The 14858-nt window shown below is 70.3% G+C and carries 13 protein-coding genes; 8 read left to right on the forward strand and 5 right to left on the reverse strand.

Annotation, left to right across the window (positions count from 1 at the left end; genetic code table 11):
• Positions 1–61: 61 nt before the first annotated feature.
• The 5 genes from alr (at position 62) to F1D61_RS03310 (ending at position 4725) form a co-directional block, all read left to right on the forward strand.
• Entirely contained in the window at positions 62–1159 is a 1098-nt protein-coding gene (gene alr, locus F1D61_RS03290; protein WP_203156502.1) for an alanine racemase, read from the forward strand.
• 146 nt (positions 1160–1305) lie between these two features.
• Positions 1306–2556, forward strand: coding sequence for an acyl-CoA dehydrogenase family protein (locus F1D61_RS03295; protein WP_203156503.1), 1251 nt, complete (start codon positions 1306–1308; stop codon positions 2554–2556).
• 186 nt (positions 2557–2742) lie between these two features.
• Positions 2743–3843 (forward strand): dimethylsulfone monooxygenase SfnG, encoded by a 1101-nt coding sequence (sfnG, locus tag F1D61_RS03300; RefSeq protein ID WP_203156504.1) that lies wholly within the window; start codon positions 2743–2745, stop codon positions 3841–3843.
• A gap of 93 nt (positions 3844–3936) precedes the next feature.
• Complete coding sequence (locus tag F1D61_RS03305) at positions 3937–4188, forward strand: hypothetical protein (protein WP_203156505.1); 252 nt, start codon at positions 3937–3939, stop codon at positions 4186–4188.
• Positions 4189–4218: 30 nt separating this feature from the next.
• The gene (locus F1D61_RS03310) at positions 4219–4725 is read left to right on the forward strand and encodes an opioid growth factor receptor-related protein (RefSeq protein ID WP_203156506.1); all 507 of its coding nucleotides are present in this window, start codon (positions 4219–4221) and stop codon (positions 4723–4725) included.
• Here F1D61_RS03310 and F1D61_RS03315 read toward each other — a convergent pair.
• The 4 genes from F1D61_RS03315 to F1D61_RS03330 form a co-directional block, all read right to left on the reverse strand.
• On the reverse strand, positions 4722–5969 hold the full coding sequence (locus F1D61_RS03315) for an acyl-CoA dehydrogenase (RefSeq protein ID WP_246775687.1): 1248 nt from the start codon (positions 5967–5969) through the stop codon (positions 4722–4724). The two genes, F1D61_RS03310 and F1D61_RS03315, sit on opposite strands and share 4 nt — an antisense overlap.
• A gap of 107 nt (positions 5970–6076) precedes the next feature.
• On the reverse strand, positions 6077–6613 hold the full coding sequence (locus F1D61_RS03320) for a response regulator transcription factor (RefSeq protein ID WP_203156507.1): 537 nt from the start codon (positions 6611–6613) through the stop codon (positions 6077–6079).
• Between the two features lie 232 nt (positions 6614–6845).
• Positions 6846–8165, reverse strand: coding sequence for an ATP-binding protein (locus F1D61_RS03325; RefSeq protein ID WP_432443286.1), 1320 nt, complete (start codon positions 8163–8165; stop codon positions 6846–6848).
• A 79-nt stretch (positions 8166–8244) separates the two neighbouring features.
• The gene (locus tag F1D61_RS03330) at positions 8245–8394 is read right to left on the reverse strand and encodes a hypothetical protein (RefSeq protein WP_203156508.1); all 150 of its coding nucleotides are present in this window, start codon (positions 8392–8394) and stop codon (positions 8245–8247) included.
• 291 nt (positions 8395–8685) lie between these two features.
• On the opposite strand from F1D61_RS03330, the gene F1D61_RS03335 reads away from it, so the two are divergent.
• The 3 genes from F1D61_RS03335 to F1D61_RS03345 all read left to right on the forward strand — a co-directional run bounded on the left by F1D61_RS03335 (position 8686) and on the right by F1D61_RS03345 (position 10254).
• Positions 8686–9081: a hypothetical protein gene (locus F1D61_RS03335; protein WP_203156509.1), complete on the forward strand. Its 396-nt coding sequence runs from the start codon at positions 8686–8688 to the stop codon at positions 9079–9081.
• A 49-nt stretch (positions 9082–9130) separates the two neighbouring features.
• Entirely contained in the window at positions 9131–9766 is a 636-nt protein-coding gene (locus F1D61_RS03340) for a PRC-barrel domain-containing protein (protein WP_203156510.1), read from the forward strand.
• A 71-nt stretch (positions 9767–9837) separates the two neighbouring features.
• Positions 9838–10254, forward strand: coding sequence for a GNAT family N-acetyltransferase (locus tag F1D61_RS03345; protein WP_432443287.1), 417 nt, complete (start codon positions 9838–9840; stop codon positions 10252–10254).
• A 595-nt stretch (positions 10255–10849) separates the two neighbouring features.
• On the opposite strand, the gene F1D61_RS03350 is transcribed toward F1D61_RS03345, so the two are convergent.
• The gene (locus F1D61_RS03350) at positions 10850–14443 is read right to left on the reverse strand and encodes an autotransporter domain-containing protein (protein WP_246775688.1); all 3594 of its coding nucleotides are present in this window, start codon (positions 14441–14443) and stop codon (positions 10850–10852) included.
• Positions 14444–14858: the final 415 nt, after the last annotated feature.

Below are 14858 nucleotides of genomic sequence, written 5' to 3' on the forward strand. Positions count from 1 at the left end.
GGTCACTCGGCCCCTCTCCCGCCCCTTGGCTCTTCCCCCTTCCGGGGGGTAGACCGGGCGCATGAGCGATTCGTGCCCCATCGGCCATGGCGGCCGCCTCACCATCGACCTGTCGGCCCTGCGGGCGAACTGGCGGCGCCTCGCCCAAGAGGCTCGATGCCCCGAGACCGCCGCGGTCATCAAGGCCGATGCCTATGGCTGCGGGATCGCCCGGGCCGCCCCCGCCCTGTGGGCGGAAGGCTGCCGCACCTTCTTCGTCGCCCACCTGTCGGAAGCGCTGATCGCCCGCGCGGCGGTGCCGGAGGCGGCGATCTACGTGCTGAACGGCTTTCCGCCGGGCAACGCGCCGGCCTACCGCGAGGCCGGCTTGCGCCCGGTACTCGGCTCGCGCGAGGAGGTCGCCGAGTGGGCGGCGGCGAACCGCCGGGAGGGCGTGACCCGGCCGGCGGCGCTCCACGTCGATACCGGCATGAACCGCCTCGGCCTGTCGGTGCCGGAGGGGCTGGCGCTCGCCGGCGATCCGGTCGTGGCTGAGGCCGGGATCGACCTCCTGATGAGCCACCTCGTCAGCGCCGAGGTCGAGCACGATCTGCTCACCGACCATCAGGCCGCCGAATTCGCGCGGGTGCGCGAAGCCTATCCGGGGATCCGGGCGTCGCTCGCCAACTCCTCCGGCGACTTCCTGCCCTCCTGCCGGGCCGACCTGGCGCGGCCGGGCTATGCCCTCTACGGCGGCAACCCGCGACCCGGGCGCGACAACCCGATGCGCCCGGTGGTGCGGCTCGAGGCCGGCATCCTCCAGGTCCGCGCGGTCGATGCCGGCGAGACCGCCGGCTACAACGCCCGCTGGACCGCCTCGGGACCGCGCCGGCTCGCGACCCTGTCGCTGGGCTATGCCGACGGCTTTCCCCGCGCCTCGACCGGCCGCGGCGAGGCCGTGGTCGGCGGCGTGCGCTGCCCCTTCGTCGGCAACGTCTCGATGGACCTCATCATCCTCGACGTGACCGAGGCGCCGCCGGAAGCCCTGGTCCGCGGCGCGCCCGCGACGCTCATCGGCGATGGCCTCGACCTCGACACGGTCGGGCGCAATGCCGGCACGATCGGCTACGAGATCCTGACCGGGCTCGGGCGCAGGTATGAGCGGGTGTATCGCGGCTGAGGCCTTCGAAAACCCGGTACGGCGCCGCTGCGGCCCATCACCCCCACCCCTTTCGAAAAGGCGGTTTTGCTCGAGCGCGGTTGGCGCTAGGCTCCCTTCCGATCAGGCCGGGGCGCGAGAGACCCCGGCGACGGGAGGATTCGCGCATGGACTTCACCCTCTCCGAGCGCCAGCGCCACTGGCGCGACCGGGTCCGGGCCTTCATGGACGAGCATGTCCGCCCCATGGTCCCGACCTACAAGGCCGAGATGGAGGCCTTCGGTGCCGATCGCTGGCAGCCGGTGCCGGTGATCGAGCGGCTGAAGCCCAAGGCCCGCGAGGCCGGGCTGTGGAACCTCTTCCTGCCCCCGTCGCCCCAGCATGACGACGGCGCGTTCCGCGGCGCCGGGCTCACCAACCTCGACTATGCGCTGTGCGCCGAGGAGATGGGCCGGATCCAGTGGGCCTCCGAGGTGTTCAACTGCTCGGCGCCCGATACCGGCAACATGGAGGTGCTGCACCGCTACGGCACCCAGGCCCAGAAGGAGCGCTGGCTCACGCCGCTCATGGCCGGCGAGATCCGCTCGGCCTTCCTGATGACCGAGCCGGACGTGGCCTCCTCGGATGCCACCAACATCGAGACCCGCATCCGCCGCGACGGCGACCATTACGTCATCAGCGGCCGCAAGTGGTGGTCCTCGGGGGTCGGCGATCCGCGCTGCGCCGTCGCCATCGTGATGGGCAAGACCGACACCAGCGCCCCCCTGCACCAGCAGCAATCGCAGATCCTGGTGCCCCTCGACGCCCCCGGGATCGAGGTGGTGCGGATGCTGCCGGTCTTCGGCTACGACGACGCGCCGCACGGCCATGCCGAGGTGATCCTGCATGACGTCCGGGTGCCGGCCGAGAATCTGCTGCTCGGCGAGGGCCGCGGCTTCGAGATCGCGCAAGGCCGCCTCGGGCCGGGGCGGATCCACCACTGCATGCGCACCATCGGGGTCGCGGAGGAGGCGCTGGAGAAGATGGCCAAGCGCCTGCTCGGCCGGGTCGCCTTCGGCAAGCGCATCGCCGACCACTCGGTCTGGGAGCAGCGCATCGGCGAGGCCCGCACCGACATCGAGATGACCCGCCTCCTCTGCCTCAAGGCGGCGGACATGATGGACAAGGTCGGCAACAAGGGCGCCAAGCTCGAGATCGCGATGATCAAGGTCGCCGCCCCGCGCATGGCGCTGAAGATCATCGACGACGCGATCCAGGCCCATGGCGGCGCCGGCGTCAGCAGCGATGCCGGCCTCGCCTATGCTTACGCGCGCATCCGCACGCTGCGCCTCGCCGACGGGCCCGACGAGGTCCACAACCGCTCGATCGCCCGGCTGGAACTGGCGCAATACGGCAACCGCGAGCGGCCGAAGGCCTGAACGGGGATTCGGAAGATCGTCCGCGCGGGCGGCCCGTTTCGGAGAACGGGTTTTCCGCGCGGGCAGCAAAAAAGCACGACGATGCTTTTGACGGCGCGGACATGGCCTTCGATACTGAAGGTCAACCGCGCCGTTCGACCGTCACGGCGCTGGATCTTCTTCGTGTTCGATGAGCGAGGACCCGCCATGACGCAGAAAACCCCCGATCCGATCCGCTTCGCCTATTGGGTGCCGAACGTTTCCGGCGGCCTCGTCGTCAGCAAGATCCCCCAGCGCACGAGCTGGGATGCCGACTACAACCGCGAACTGGCGCGGATCGCCGAGGCGGCGGGCTTCGACTACGCCTTGACCCAGATCCGCTTCACCGCTGGCTACGGCGCCGAGTACCAGCACGAATCGGTCGCCTTCAGCCACGCGCTGCTCGCCGCCACGACCAAGCTGAAGGTCATCGCCGCGCTCCTGCCCGGGCCGTGGAACCCGACGATCGCGGCCAAGCAGGTGGCGACGATCTCGCAGCTCACCCACGGGCGCATCGCCGTCAACATCGTCAGCGGCTGGTTCTCGGGCGAGTTCCGGGCGATCGGCGAACCCTGGCTCGACCACGACGAGCGCTACCGCCGCTCGGAGGAGTTCATCCGGTCGCTCCGCGGGATCTGGACGGAGGACAGTTTCAGCTTCCGCGGCGATTTCTACCGCTACAGCGACTACACCCTGAAGCCGAAGCCGGCCGAGCCCCTGCCCGAGATCTTCCAGGGTGGCTCGTCGCGGGCGGCGCGGGACATGGCGGCGCGGGTCTCCGACTGGTACTTCACCAACGGCAACACGCCGGAGAACATCCGGCTTCAGGTCGACGACATCCGCCACAAGGCGGCGGGGGAGGGGCGGCACGTCAAGATCGGCGTCAATGCCTTCGTCATCGCCCGCGACACCGAGGCGGAGGCCCGCGCCGTCCTGAAGGAGATCATCGACCAGGCCGATCCGGAGGCGGTGCGCGCCTTCGGCCACGAGGTGAAGAATGCCGGCGCCGCGTCGCCCGAGCGCGAGGGCAACTGGGCGAATTCCACCTTCGAGGATCTGGTGCAGTACAATGACGGCTTCCGCACCAACCTGATCGGCACGCCGGACCAGATCGCCGAGCGCATCCTGGCGCTCAAGGATGCGGGCGCTGATCTCGCGCTGCTCGGCTTCCTGCACTTCCAGGAGGAGGTGAAGTATTTCGGCGAAGAGGTGATCCCGCGGGTGCGGGCGCTGGAGGCGGCGCGGGCCGAGCGGAAGGAGGCGGCCTGACGTCCGGGACCGGTTGCCAGGATGAATCGCAATTTAATCGACCCGATCCGCCGCTGACCGGATCATGGCAGCCCACGCAACGGCTGCCAGACCATGATCCTCCTTCGCTCCTGCACGACGGCGCTTCTTCTCTCCCTCGCCGCCGTGCAGGGGCTCGCCGCCGAGGCGGGCCGGGCGCGGGTGCTGACCGAGCCGGTCTATGTCCGGCCGATCTACGGCGCCTACCGCCAATGCGGCGGCGCCTGCCTCAAGAGCGGCAGCCTGTCGTGGTTCTGCGGCGTGCGCCAGCAATGCAGCCTCGATTGCGCGACCGCCCCGCCTGTCCGCCGCTGCGCCTCGCCATAGATCGGGACGAGCGGGCGACATGAGGCAGGCATGACGAAGGGGCGGAACGAGGTCGCGAAGAAGGACTGGACCTGGACGAGCGCCGGACCGATCCACGCCTTTCTCGCCTGTCAGGAACAGGATGGAAGCGGGCGTACCCTCGCGGACGTGCTCGACTTCGATAATGCGCGCCTGGAGCGCGAGCACGACTTCATCCAGTGGTGCTTCCCGTTGCGCGAGCCGAGCCGGGCGGTCCCGGGATCGCCGGTGCTCGGGGAGGCCGAGGCCGAGGCGATCCGGCGCGATTCGCTCGCCCAGTCCGGTCTGCTCGCCGCCCGGGTCCGGATGATGCGCTTCTATGTCCAGACCAAGGGATGGCTGACGGCGTTCGACCACAACCACCTGCGCATCACCCGCATCCTCACCTCCCTGCGCGACCTCGCCGGGCTGGAGGCGGCGCAGGACTTCTACGACGGTATTCTCAGCCTCAACGAAGCGGCAGGCTCCCCGGTGAACCCGGAGAGCCTCGAATATTGGCGAAAAGCCGTGAAAGATTAGAAGAACGCCTGCAGCCCGGTCTGCGCCCGGCCCAGGATCAGGGCGTGGACGTCGTGGGTGCCCTCGTAGGTGTTCACCGTCTCGAGGTTCTGGGCGTGGCGCATCACGTGGTACTCGCCCATGATGCCGTTGCCGCCGTGCATGTCGCGCGCCTCGCGGGCAATCGCCAGCGCCTTGCCGCAATTGTTGCGCTTGACCAGCGAGATCATCTCCGGCGCCATCCGGCCCTCGTCGAACAGGCGCCCGACCCGCAGGGAGCCCTGGAGGCCGAGCGCGATCTCGGTCTGCATGTCGGCGAGCTTCTTCTGCACCAGCTGGGTCTGGGCCAGCGGCCGGTCGAACTGCTTGCGGTCGAGCGTGTATTGCCGGGCCCGGTGCCAGCAATCCTCGGCGGCGCCGAGCGCGCCCCAGGAGATGCCGTAGCGCGCCCGGTTGAGGCAGCCGAACGGGCCCTTCAGCCCCGAGACGTTGGGCAGCAGCGCGCTCTCCGGCACCTCGACGCCGTCCATCACGATCTCGCCGGTGACCGAGGCGCGCAAGCTCAGCTTGCCCTTGATCTTCGGCGCCGAGAGGCCCTTCATCCCCTTCTCCAGGATGAAGCCGCGGATCTGGTTGTCGTGGGACGGCGACTTCGCCCAGACCACGAACACGTCGGCGATCGGGGCGTTGGAGATCCAGGTCTTGGCACCCGACAGGCGGTAGCCGCCGTCGATCTTGTCGGCCCGGGTCTTCATGCCGGCGGGATCGGAGCCGGCATCCGGCTCGGTCAGGCCGAAGCAGCCGACGAACTCGCCCGAGGCGAGCTTGGGCAGGTACTTCTTGCGCTGGGTCTCGTCGCCATAGGCGTAGATCGGGTACATGACGAGCGACGACTGCACGCTCATCATCGAGCGGTAGCCGGAATCGACCCGCTCGACCTCGCGGGCGACGAGGCCGTAGGCGACGTAAGACGCGCCGGCGCAGCCATACTCCTCCGGCAGGGTGACGCCGAGAAGGCCCAGCTCACCCATGGCGTTGAACAGCGCGCGGTCGGTCTTCTCCTCGGCATAGGCCTCGACGATGCCGGGCAGCAGGCGCTCCTGGGCGAAGCTGCGGGCCGAGTCACGGATCAGGCGCTCGTCGTCGGTGAGCTGGTCGTCGAGCAGGAAGGGGTCGTCCCACCGGAACGCGCCGCGGGCGCCCTCTTGGGGCTTCACCGGGCTGAGGTTGGTCTGGGTGGCGACCGCGGCGGACGGGGCGTTCATGCATTTCCTCCTTGCATTTCGGCCGGGACGTTACCGCGGGTGCGCCGGCTCCGCCAGGATGCGAAACCGCATTCCGCACGCGCCAGCCATGCGGGACGAGAGCGCCTTCATTTGATTGGCTGCTTGTCGAGCTTGCGGGCGAGCGTCCGCCTGTGCATCCCGAGCCGGCGCGCCGTCTCCGAGATGTTGAAGTCGGTCTCGACCAGGGTCTGGTGGATGCGCTCCCATTCGAGCGTCTTGATCGAGGTCGGCCGGCCGTCGAGGGAGACGGCGACGTCGCCCTCCGCCTTGGAGAAGGCCGCCTCGATGTCGTCGGTATTGGCGGGCTTGGCGAGATAGTGGCAGGCGCCGAGCTTGATCGCCTCGACGGCGGTGGCGATGCTGGCATAGCCCGTGAGCACCACCGTGAGGATGCCGGGATCGTGGTCGTGGAGCGCCTTGACGCAGGCGAGGCCCGATTCGCCGTTGAGCTTCAGGTCGACCACGGCATAGGTCGGGGTGCGCGCGGCGAGCAGCGCCTCCAGGGCGCTGAGTCCGGTCAGGCTCACCACGGTATAGCCGCGCCGCTCGAGCGAGCGGGTCAGGGTGGCGGCGAAGCGCTCGTCGTCCTCGACGATGACGAGCAGGCGGTCTTCGTCGGACATCTCAGGGCCTGTTGAACGTAAAATCGGAGTGTCATGGTTTCTGCTTCATCCCACCCACAACCTCATCCTGAGGTGTCAGTCCATCCTTGATGGACTGACCTCGAAGGAGGGCTCCAGTGAGCTCCGAGACATCTGGAGCCCTCCTTCGAGGTCAGCCGATCTTCGATCGGCTAACACTTTAGGATGAGGTTGCGGGTGGGATAGACTGCCGAAGTAGTCGAATGGGCTCATCTCACACCGTCAGGCCGGAGAGCGGCAGGCTGATGGTCACGACGGCGCCTCCATAGCTGCGGTTGCGGGCCTCCACCGTGCCGCCGAGCTTGCGCACGACGTTGACGACGAGGAACAGCCCGAGCCCGCCGCCGAGGCGCCCCTTGCTCGATGTATAGGGCTGGCCGAGCCGCGCCAGCATCTCGGGCGCGAAACCCGGGCCGCGATCGGTGACGGAGAGCCGCAGGGTGTCGCCGTCGCGCCGGGCGGCGAGCTCGACGAAGTTCGGGGACATGTCCAGCGCGTTGTCGAGGACGTTGAACAGCACCTGCTTGAGGGCGGTGTCGGAGACGATCTCCTCGTCCTCGCCGAACTCGTCGCGGACCTCCAGGCAGAAGCAGGAGCGCATCCGGCGCCAGTCGCCGACGAGCTCGTTCACGAAGCCGCGCACGGTGGTGAGGTGCGGCGCCTCCCCGCGGGCGGCGCCGGCGGCGAGCAGGATGCCGGTGACGATCGCCTTGCAGCGCCCCACCGCCTCCTGCATCTCCTCGATCTCGCGGGCGATGTCGGCGGATGCCGTCAGTTCCGGCATCCGGCGCCAGTCGCCGAGGATCACCGAGAGCGAGGAGAGCGGCGTGCCGAGCTCGTGCGCCGCGCCCGAGGCGAGCAGCCCCATGCGGACGATGTGATCCTCCTCCGCCGCGCGCTGGCGCAGGTCGGCGAGGCGGGCATCCTGCCGGCGCAGGTTGCGCGAGATCCGGGTGACGAAGACCGCGATCAGGGCCGCGTCGATCACGAACGCCACCAGCATGCCGACGAGGTAGAGCCGGAACAGCTCGTCGCTGTCGCCCGGCGGCAGCACCAGCGGCCGGTAGGCCAGCATCAGCACGCCCAGCGCCGCGGTGGTGACGGCGACGAGGCCGATCGTCGCCCGGCTGCTGAGCAGCACCGCCGCGAGCGTGAGCTGGAGCAGGAACAGCGAGGTGAACGGGTTGGTGGCGCCGCCGCTCAAGGAGAGCTGCACCGTGAGCGCCAGGACGTCGAGGAGGAGGGCGACGAACAGGGTGCCCTCGGTCACGCCGCCGCCCCGCGCGATCCAGGCGAGGCTGGCGAGGTTGAGGATCACGAGCCCGGCCAGCACCACCGCCATGGCCCCGAGCGGCAGCGCGATGCCGAGGCCCGCTTGCGCCACCGCGATGGTGACGACCTGGCCCGCCACCGCGATCCAGCGCAGCTGCACAAGGAGCAGGAGGTTCTGGCGCCCGCCGTCATGTTCCTCGGGCGAGCCGGGATCGCCGAGGCCCGCCAGGCTGCCGATGCCGAGGCGCCGCGCCGCCCGGATCACGGCCTCGCGGGCGGCCCGGCGCAGGGCGGACCCATCGGTCACGCGGCCGCTCGTCGCGTCGGATGGCCCGGCCGGCTCAATGCCCGCTCCCCGCCGGCAGGGCGCGGTAGAACGCGATCACGTCGCGGTAATCCTGGTCGACCGGCGTGACCGGCACGGCGAGGCGCAGGGCGAGGCCCGTGAGGCCGGTGAGCAGGGCGAGGACGAGGCAGGCGCGCGGCGACATCGGCGGGCGGTGCCAGAAACGCCGCCGCGCGTAAAGCCGGGCGGCGTGAAACGGGTACGGCCGGGCCGTTCACGACATCGAGCGGAGCGAGGGGGCGGAGCTCAACCTGATGTCGCGGCCGGCCCGGCCGCATGCCCAGAACCTATCGGAGGGGTGATGAATGTCAACATTCGTCACTCGCCAGGACCCGGTATGCGGCGCCCGGTGTGCGCCAGCGCACAAAGTCGTTCCCGCCTCGAATCCGCCCGAGATCTTGAGTTCGAAGAGCACTCGCGTCCGGAGCCTCCGATCTTGGGATCGTCCGCACATCATGCCGCAGGGATCGCCGCGCTGACGCCGGGTTGGGCCAGGCCGGGCCTCGTGCTGCTGCTGGTCTTCGCCGGTGGGACGGCGACGGCCGACGAGGCGGCCCTTTCCGCCCTCGAGACCCGCTGGCACCTGTGCGTGCGGCAGGCCTTCACGGGCCAGCCCCTCGGGATGGAGCGGCGGGCGGCGCAGCGGGCCGCGCTCGCCGCCTGCAAGCCGCAGGAGGATGCCTATGTCCGCGCGATGCTGGCGGCGCAGGAGGAAGCGGCGCGGGCGCGCGCGACAAGCGGCGTCGTCGCCCGGGCGCGGGACTGGGCGCTCGGTGCGGCCGGCTCGGCGCGGGCGGCTCTCGGCGGGGTGATGGACCGTCTGCGCCGGTGAACCGCGGCGCTGCCGCCCCGTTGAGTCCAGGAATGCCCGGAGACCCGACATGACGACTGCCCCGCGCGCCCTTCTCGGTACCTTGCCCCTCGCCTTCGCGCTGATGGCCGCGCCCGCCCTCGCGCAGCCGCAGCCGGCCGCTCCCGCCCCGGCGGGTTTCCTGACCCGGCCGGAGCCCAGCTCCATCCGGGCCTCGAAGCTCGTCGGCGTCAAGGTGATCGGGATGGATCACGTCCGGGTCGGCGAGATCGAGGACGTGCTCCTCAGCGAGGACGGGCGGGTGCGGGCGGTGGTGATCGGCGTCGGCGGCTTCCTCGGCATCGGTCAGAAATCCGTGGCGGTGCCGTTCGACACGATGGCCTGGAACACCGGCGGCACTGCCGCCGCCGAGGCTCCGCCCTCCTTCACCACGCCGGGCCGCGCCCCGGGCGAGGCCGCTGCGACCACCGCCGGCCCCCAGACGATGCCGGGCGCCCGGGTGACCGACCAGGCGCTCGCCGCCGTGCCGGAGAAGCGCAGCGGCACGGTCGACGATGCCACCGGCTCGGTCGCGGCGCCCGCGCCGCGGGGCCGCGCCACGGTGCTGGCGACCGGGCCCGACGGCACGGTGGCCGAGGCCGAGGTGCGGCTGACCAAGGCCGAGCTCCAGGCCGCGCCGGCCTTCAAATACGAGGCCGCCCGCTGAGCACCCTGGATCTGCACTGGCGCCGTCTACGGGCGCCGGACCTCGCCGCCGCCTCGTCCATCGCCGCCCGCATCCACCCGGATTACCCGGAGGACGACGCGGTGATGGCGGAGCGCCTGCGCCTGTGCCCGGAGGGCTGCTTCGCGCTGATCGCCGACGATCGCCTCCTGGGCTACGCCGTCGGCCATCCCTGGCGGGCGCGCTCGGTGCCCGACCTCGATACGCTGCTGGGCGCCCTGCCCGAGCCGGCCGGCGCCTGGTGCATCCACGACGTGGCGCTGCTGCCCGAAGCCCGGGGCCGGGGCGCCGCGTCCGACCTCGTCGGGCTGATGCGGGACGAGGCCCGGCGGCGCGCCCTGCCCGGGATGGTGCTGGTCGCGGTCGGCAACGCCGCCGGCTTCTGGCACAGCCACGGCTTCCGGCCGATCCCGGAGGCGCCGCCGCCCGGCTATGGCACGGGCGCGGTCCTGATGGTGCGGGAGGTGTGAGAGATCGTTCGAGCGGATCGATCTGCCGAAAACTGAGAGTACGCACGAGACATCCTACCCACCCACCTCATCCTGAGGTGTTGGTCGATCGAAGATCGACTGACCTCGAAGGAGGGCTCCAGAGGCCGCTGCGATCCCTGGAGCCCTCCTTCGAGGCTCCTTTCCGTCGCACCTCAGAGCCTGTTTGAGCAGGACTTCTACCCAAGACTTGAGGCGGGCGGGATCATCCTACCCTCTAACCTCATCCTGAGGTGCGAACGAAGCGAGCCTCGAAGGAGGGCTCCAGGGATCGCAGCGGCCTCTGGAGCCCTCCTTCGAGGCCGCTACGCGGCACCTCAGGATGAGGTGGAAGGGTGGGATATCTCCTAATTCTTCTCATTTTGCCAAATCATTATGCTCAAATAGGATCTCAGGATGAGGTGGTGGGTAGGATCATCTCGGTTGTCTCGATTGTTTGCGAGAAATTCCCACGTAAGCGGGCTCTGATTTGATTTCCGGAAGCCTCCTTCCAGATCTCGCATCGGCCGTCGCGCAAAAAGGCAGAAGGGGGCGCGGCTCGCGCCGCACCCCCACTATTCCTCATCTGCGCCGATTCTCAGAACCGATAGGTGAAGGTGCCCTTCACCGCATGGTCCTCCGCCCGCGCGCCGACCTGGCCGGTATACGACACACCGATCGTCGCCGCCTTCGACACCCGAAGATCCACACCTGCCGAGGCCACCAGCGCGTCGCGGGTGATCGGGATGCCGGCGGTCACGAAGCTCGGGCCGGTGCCGAAGGCCAGGAGCGCCGTCGGGATCACGTCGCCGAAGGCGCGCCGATAGCCGACGAGGCCGTGCAGCGACACCGGGGCGCCGAAGCCGAGATCCACCTCGGTCTGCCCGCGCACGCCGGCGGTCAGGGTCGGGATCTCGGCGAGCCGCGACGCGCCGCTCAGGGCCGCCACGCCGCCGGTCTCCGCGAACCGGTCGCGGTCGATGCCGACATAGGCCCCGCCGACGAACGGCTCGATAGAGGACGCCGAGGCCTTGCCGAGCGTCCCCGCCGCCAGCGCGATCCGGTAGCCGATCTCGCCGAAGCCCTGCACCGTCGATCCGCCGTAGCGAGCGCTCTCGGTCTCGGAGAATCCGGGGAAGACGACGGAGCGGCGCAGCCGCAGGCTGTTGTCGGCGTAAGCAGCGCCGAGCCGCAGGGCGAAGGGGCCGGCCTCGTAGCCGCCATAGACGCCGCCGAACCCGCTCTCGATCGTGCCGCTCGCGGTCTGGCCGGGCGCGTCGAGGTTGGTGCGGGTATAGCCGCCGGCGACGCCGAGGCGGATGCCGCTCTCGAGCCGCAGATCGGCGCCGAGCACGAAGCCGGCGGTGTCGCGGTTGAGGGTGACGGCGTTTCCATCGCTGCGGGCCTGGCCGAAGCTGCCGAAGCCCTGGCCCCACAGGCCGAACACCCGCGGATCGAGGATGCGCACCGGCACCGGGGCGACCGGGGCGCGGCGGCCGGGCAGGTCGGCGGTGTAGGTGGCGGGCAGGCTGCCGTAGTCGCGGGTGGCCTCGCCCGACCAGCGCAGCCGGTCGAGGATCGCTTCGCGGACGAAGAACGCGGTCTCGTAGGCGGCCGAGACCGCGCTGGCGTGGATGTCGCCGGTCAGAGCCTGGAAGGCGGCGACGGCCTCCGGCGTGGTGAGCCCGACCGTGCGATTGTAGATACCTGCGCCCGCGCCGGCACCCTGGACGGCATTGGCGACCGCCGCCTGGTTGCGGGTCTGGGCGATGGTGGCGAAGGCGACGTCGTTGCGGGTCAGCGTGAGGTCGACCTCGTTCGGCTGGTAGCGCAGCGTCGGGGTGAGGAAGGCGAGGTTGGAGGAGACGCCCGCGAAGGTGCCGGAGACGCCGCCATTCGCCGTGAGGATCGTGTAGCCGGTGCGGGGGCTGTAGGTGCCGTTTTGCGCCAGCACCTGGACGTTGCCGCCCTGGAGGGTGGCGGCGCCGGCGACGGCGAGGCGATCGGACTGGCCGCTCGCATTGGCCTCGACCTGGAACGTGGAGCCTGCCGCGAAGGCGGCGTTGCCGGCGACCGACAGGGTGCCGATGGAGTTGCCGGGGGCGACCGTGGCGCCGCCTTGCGCCACCACCCCGCCGACCGTGCCGGTGCCGCCGAGGCGGGCGCCCGGGCCGACCGTGACGACCGAGCCGGCGAGCGACCCGTTCACCGCAAGGCCGCCGCCGAGGACAGCGGTCGCGCCGGTGAGGCCGCTCTGGCCGGTCAGGGTCAGGGTGCCGGCATTGAGCTTGGTCAGGCTGCCGGAGCCGGAGATCGCGTTGGCCATGGCGGCGTCGCCCGCCTGGTCGAGGACCAGGCTGGCGTCGGTGCGGATCGCCCCGGAGCCGAAGGCCTGGGCGTGGCCGACGAGGGTGCCGCCCGCCACGGTGGTGCCGCCGGCATAGGTGTTGGTGCCGGTGAGCACCAGGGTGCCGGTGCCGGCCTTGGTGAGCGAGCCCTGGCCCGAGATGTCGTTGCGCCAGGTGTCGAAGGCCGAGGTGCCGCCCTGGGCGGCGTCCATCGTCACCGTGACGGCGCGGGTGAAGGCGCCGTAGCCGTCGAAGGCGGCGTAGAGGTTGAGCCGGCCCCAGCCGTCATAGGTGTTGCCGCTCAGGAGCGGGTAGCCGGAGGGCAGGCCGGTGCTCGCCAGGACCTCGGTGCGCTGCGCGTCGGTGAGGTAGGGGAAGCGGGTGAGCAGCAGCACCTGCGCCTGGAGCGGCACGTCGGCGGTGGTCATCGGCGCGACCGGGCCGATGGGCTGGAAGCCGTAGGTCAGGCGGGCGGTGTAGTCCGCCTTGTTCTGTGCCGCGTTGCCGAAGGCGTCCTGGCTGCCGGAGGCGGCGTTCAGGCAGGCGGCGACGCTCGCCGCGCCGCAGGAGGAGGCGAGGTAGGACTGCGTCTGGCGGTAGGCCTGGTAGACGCCGTAGGCGGACGTGTTGGCCGGGTTGGTCCAGTCGACCCGGTTGCCGTTCGCGTCGTAGAGCGCGCCATAGATGTTGGTGGCGACGATCGCCGTCGATTCCATCCGGCCGCCGATCACGTCGGCGGGCGAGTGCATGCCGGCGAGGATGCGGTTGTAGCCGAGTTCCGAGGCCCGGGTCAGGAGCTGCTGGCCCCGCTCCGGCACCAGGAAGGCGGTGGCCAGCGCCTGCATCGAGCCGGAATTGGTGTGGCCGCTCGGATAGGCGCCGTCGGCGTAAGGGTTGGTGCTGTTGATGATCTGCCGCAGCGGCACCGGCACGTTCACGTCGGTCGAGACGCGGTAGGGCCGCGGCGAGGTGCCGATGCCCGGCACGTAATCGCCGACCCCGAAGGTCGCCGCGGTGAAGACGCCGTTCGAGAAGGTGCCGACATTCGGCACGGTGAGCGGCCGGCCGCCATTGGCGTCGATCATTCCTTGCGTGACGGTGAAGCCGCGCACCCACCGGTCCGTCGTGCCGTAGACCGCCGGGACGGGGAAGTTCGACAGGTAGGTCGGCACCACCAGGCCCGCGGTGTCGCGGGTCGAGAGGGCGGTCCGGTTCGTCGTCGCGCTGTAGGCGTTGAAGCGGGGATCGAGCGGGTTGATGGCGGGAGTGTCGCCCTGGTAGCGGGCGAAGATGCGCTTGGCCGGCTCGGTCGAGCCGCTGGCGCGGGCGACGTCGTCGATGAAGGCGACGGCCGCCGCGAGGGGCGTCGCCGTGCCGTTGCCGAAGGTCCGCGACCCGGCATTGGCGTCGTTGCCGGTGCTGATGTTGGCGGCGTAGTCGGCGAGCGTCGTGGCGACGTAGGTGGTCGGCGTCAGATTCGTCGGGGTCGTGCCGGTGAACGAGGCGCCCGCACCCGTGAGATAGGCCGAGGTCAGCGGACCGAGGCCGTTGAGGATGCTGTAGGCCTGGCCGGTGCGGTCGTCGTGGATCGCCGCCAGGGTCTGCGCCTCGGTCCGGCCCCGCGTCATCGCGACGACGGTCTGGTAGTTCTGGGTCAGCACCGCCGGATTGCCGGTGACGAGCCCGGTATACGAGTCGAGCACGCGGTTCAGCACCGTGCCCGGATTGACCGAGGTGCTGTTGGCGAAGCCCACCGGCGGCGAGGTCGGCACCGTCTGCGCCCAGGAATGGACGGGAAACAGGCATGTCGCCGCCAGCAGGGCGACGTTGAGTTTCGATTGCATAAGCCCCTCGGAGTCTTTTGTCCGTTCAGGGCCGCCGCCTAGCTTGGCCGTATGAAGGTGAGATGACGGTCGGTCGGGTCTAGATACATCGGGAATCGTCGCGTGATGGCTGATCGCCGTGCGGTATATCTTTGTGATTAGGCCGTCGCTTGATGCTTATTAGGCCATTGCGTCAGGATCTCGCCGGGTCGTCGAGGCGAGAGCGACGCCCGATCGCGTGGCGACACGGGACACGACACAGCAGGCTGCGCGGGTGAGGGAGAAACGGCCGGGCGCATGAACCCTCCCCCCTTTGCGGCAGGGCTGTCCGGGGAAAGATTGAGGCACGAGTTTTCCCCTCTCCCGCGGGCGGGGAGAAGCCTTCACCCCCTCGTCGGGGGTGAAGGGAGCAGCGAACCGCAGGTTCGCCGCGAGG

Source organism: Methylobacterium aquaticum, assembly GCF_016804325.1.
GTDB classification, from domain to species: domain Bacteria; phylum Pseudomonadota; class Alphaproteobacteria; order Rhizobiales; family Beijerinckiaceae; genus Methylobacterium; species Methylobacterium aquaticum_C.